Genomic DNA, 3587 nt, shown 5'->3' on the forward strand with positions numbered 1-3587 from the left:
GCACCCGCCCCCGAGTACGGCAGCGGATCGCTCGCCGACCTCCTGCCCACCCTGGCCGCCGGTCTCGGCGTACCGGACATGCGCGCGACGATTCACGAGCTGACCCCCGCCGACCGGAACTGCGTGTTCCTGATCGACGGTCTCGGCTGGGAGCAGCTGAGGGCGCACCCGGAGGACGCGCCCTTCATGACGTCCCTGCTCGCCACCTCGCGCGGCGGCACCGGGCGTCCGCTCACCGCCGGCTACCCGGCGACCACGGCGACCTCCCTCGCCTCCGTCGGCACCGGCCTGCCGCCCGGCGCGCACGGCCTGCCCGGCTACACCGTCCGCAACCCGGACACCGGCGAGCTGATGAACCAGCTGCGCTGGCAGCCGTGGACCCAGCCCGGCGTCTGGCAGCCGTACCCCACGGTCTTCCAGCGGGCGCACGAGGCCGGGGTGCACGCCGCGCAGGTGTCCTCCCCGACCTTCCAGAACACCCCGCTGACCAGGATCGCGCTCAGCGGCGGAACGTTCCTGGGGCGGCTGACCGGCGAAGACCGTATGGACCTGGCGGCCGAGCAACTGGCCGCGGGCGACCGCTCCCTGGTGTACACGTACTTCGCCGAGGTGGACGGCGCCGGTCACCGCTTCGGCGTCGACTCCGACACCTGGCGCGGCCAGCTCATGTACGCCGACCGCCTGGCCCAGCGCCTGGCCGAGCAACTGCCGCCGCGCAGCGCCCTCTACATCACCGCGGACCACGGCATGATCGACGTGCCGTTCGACGAGCAGCACCGCATCGACTTCGACGAGGACTGGGAGCTGAGCGCCGGGGTCGCCCTGCTCGGCGGCGAGGGCCGCGCCCGCCATGTCTACGCGGTGCCCGGCGCGGCGAACGACGTCCTGACCTGCTGGCGCGAGGTGCTCGGCGAGCAATTCTGGGTGGCCTCACGCGACGAGGCCATCGCGGCGGGCTGGTTCGGCTCGCAGATCGACGAACGGGTGTACGGCAGGATCGGTGACGTGGTCGCGGCCGCGCGGGACGACGTCCTGCTCATCGCCTCCGAGCGGGAGCCCAAGGAGTCGGCCATGGTCGGCAACCACGGTTCGATGACCCCCGCCGAGCAGCTGGTCCCCCTGCTCGAAGTACGCTCCTGACACTGCCCCACGCCGACCTGTCACGCCGAAAGGTGCTCAACTCCACATGCCCGAGCTGGTGTTCTTCTGCGGAACCATGGACTGCGGCAAGTCGACGCTGGCTCTACAGATCGAGCACAACCGCTCGGCGCGCGGCCTGCAGGGCATGATCTTCTCGCGCGACGACCGGGCCGGCGAGGGCAAGCTGTCCTCGCGTCTCGGCCTGGTGACGGACGCGGTGGAGGTCGGCGACGGGCAGGACCTCTACGGCTATCTCGTCGACCATCTCTCGCAGGGCGGCCGCGCCGACTACGTGATCGCCGACGAGGCGCAGTTCCTCGCACCGGAGCAGATCGATCAACTCGCGCGTGTGGTCGACGACCTGAACCTCGACGTCTACGCCTTCGGCATCACGACCGACTTCCGCTCCAAGCTGTTCCCCGGCTCGCAGCGGCTGGTGGAGCTGGCCGACCGGGTCGAGGTGCTCCAGGTCGAGGCCCTGTGCTGGTGCGGAGCCCGCGCCACGCACAACGCCCGCACCATAGGCGGGGTGATGGTCGTCGAGGGCGCCCAGGTGGTCGTCGGCGACGTCACCCACTCCGCCGACGAGGTCGGGTACGAGGTGCTGTGCCGCCGTCACCACCGCCGCCGGATGACCGCGGCAACCTCCCATGCGGCGGCCCTGTCCCCGGACGTGCTGCCGGTGACCTCCGCCTGACCCGCGTCCGGCGCTCCGGCCGTCAGCCCGGCCGTTGCAGCAGCGCGAACCGCGCGCCTTCCGGGTCCGCCACCCTCGCCACCCGCCCGTGGGCGGTGTCGTGCACCGGCTTGAGAACCTGCCCGCCAAGGTGGACGAGATGGTCCACGGCGTCGTCGACATCGGCGACCTGGAAGTACGTGACCCAGTGCGGCCCCCGGTCGCGGGGCAGGGCGTGCCCCACACCGTGGATGCCGGCGACGGGCCCGCCGCCCACGTGCAGGGTCACGTAGTCGAAGTCAGCGGAGACCACCGGCTCTTCCTCGTAGCCGAACACCGTGCGGTAGAACTTGGCGACGCTCGCCGACTCGTAGGTCAGCAGCTCGTTCCAGGCGGGTGTGCCGGAAACGCCCGAGACGGCAGTGCCCAGGTGCGCGGCGGCCTGCCAGATGCCGAAGACCGCACCCGCGGGGTCGGAGCCGATCGCCAGGCGGCCGGCGTCGGCGGCGTCCAGCGGACCCACGCCGATCGTTCCGCCGCGGCTGCGCACCGTTTCGGCCGTCAGATCCACGTTCTCCGAGGCGAAGTAGGGCGTCCATGCGATGGGCAGATGGCGGTCCGGCGGCAGTCGGCCGAGGCCGGCCACCTCGTGCCCGTCGAGCAGCGCGCGTACGTACGGGCCGAGCTGCTGGGGGCCCGGCTGGAACTCCCAGCCGAACAGCGCTCCGTAGAACTCCTCCGTCGCGTCCAGGCCGTGCACCATCAGGCTCACCCAGCAGGGCGCGCCGGGCGCGTGCCGCGTGGGTGTGTCACCGTTCGGCCCGGCGGACCCCCGTGCGTCGGTCATCGTCACTCTCTTCTCGGCCTCGCGGTGGCCGTGCTCTCCGCAGCCTGGTGGGGTAGCCCTGTGGGGCGTCCCTTGTCCGGGAGAATGCCCGATGTGCGGGCCTCGTCCCTCGCGGCGCGCTTGTCGGCAGGTGTCGTTCAGCTGTACAGCATGTGCTTGTTCCCGTACAACGCGTGATCGCCCCGCTCCGGCCGAGCAGAGTAGCCGGACACGGACGGCTCGGCCACCCCCGTGCGCGAGGATGGGGACCATGAACGCCATCATCTCCGCATCCGACCTCGTGAAGGACCTCGACAGCGCCCGCCCGCCGGTCCTGCTCGATGTCCGCTGGCAACTCAGCGCGCCCAAGGCGGCCGGCGAGCCGCCGTTCGACGGCCGGGCCGCGTACGAGGCAGGGCACCTGCCCGGGGCCGTCTACGTCGACTTGGACCGGGAGTTGGCCTCCGAGCCCGGCAAGGGCGGCCGGCACCCGCTGCCGGACCTCGCGCGCTTCGGTGCCGCGATGCGCCGGGCGGGTGTGTCGGCCGGCACACCGGTGATCGTCTACGACGGCGGCCAGGGCTGGGCGGCGGCCCGGGCGTGGTGGCTGCTGCGCTGGACGGGTCACCCGGACGTGCGGGTCCTCGACGGCGGGTTGCCGTCCTGGGAGGGGCCGTTGGAGACGTCCGTGCCGGCTCCGGCCGAGGGCGACTTCGTGCCCGAGCCGGGGACGACGGGGCTGCTCGACGCGGATGCCACTGCGGCTCTGGCCCGGTCCGGTGTGCTGCTGGACGCGCGGGCGGGGGAGCGGTACCGGGGCGAGGTGGAGCCGATCGACCCGGTGGCCGGGCACATCCCGGGCGCGGTGTCGGCACCCACCACGGAGAACGTGGGGGCCGGCGGGCGCTTCCTGCCCGCCGGGGAACTGCGGGCGCGGTTCGGGGC

At 72.7% G+C, this 3587-nt stretch carries 4 protein-coding genes; 3 read left to right on the forward strand and 1 reads right to left on the reverse strand.

The window, feature by feature from the left end; all coding sequences use genetic code 11:
• On the forward strand, positions 1 to 1140 hold a 1140-nt coding region (locus tag C1J00_RS40245; RefSeq protein ID WP_102913802.1), incomplete at its 5' end, for an alkaline phosphatase family protein.
• Between the two features lie 46 nt (positions 1141 to 1186).
• Complete coding sequence (locus tag C1J00_RS40250; RefSeq protein WP_102913803.1) at positions 1187 to 1837, forward strand: thymidine kinase; 651 nt, start codon at positions 1187 to 1189, stop codon at positions 1835 to 1837.
• Between the two features lie 22 nt (positions 1838 to 1859).
• On the opposite strand, the gene C1J00_RS40255 is transcribed toward C1J00_RS40250, so the two are convergent.
• Positions 1860 to 2663, reverse strand: a complete 804-nt coding sequence (locus C1J00_RS40255; RefSeq protein WP_102913804.1) for a VOC family protein — start codon at positions 2661 to 2663, stop codon at positions 1860 to 1862.
• Between the two features lie 250 nt (positions 2664 to 2913).
• Between C1J00_RS40255 and C1J00_RS40260 the strand changes: the two genes are divergently transcribed.
• Positions 2914 to 3587: sulfurtransferase (locus C1J00_RS40260; protein ID WP_102913805.1), on the forward strand; the 674-nt coding region annotated here is incomplete at its 3' end.

The organism is Streptomyces cahuitamycinicus (genome assembly GCF_002891435.1).
GTDB classification, from domain to species: domain Bacteria; phylum Actinomycetota; class Actinomycetes; order Streptomycetales; family Streptomycetaceae; genus Streptomyces; species Streptomyces cahuitamycinicus.

Excerpts from the sequence above, each read along its gene's own strand:
- C1J00_RS40255 (WP_102913804.1), bottom strand. The coding sequence starts at position 2,663 with ATGACCGACGCACGGGGGTCCGCCGGGCCGAACGGTGACACACCCACG.
- C1J00_RS40250 (WP_102913803.1), top strand. The coding sequence starts at position 1,187 with ATGCCCGAGCTGGTGTTCTTCTGCGGAACCATGGACTGCGGCAAGTCG.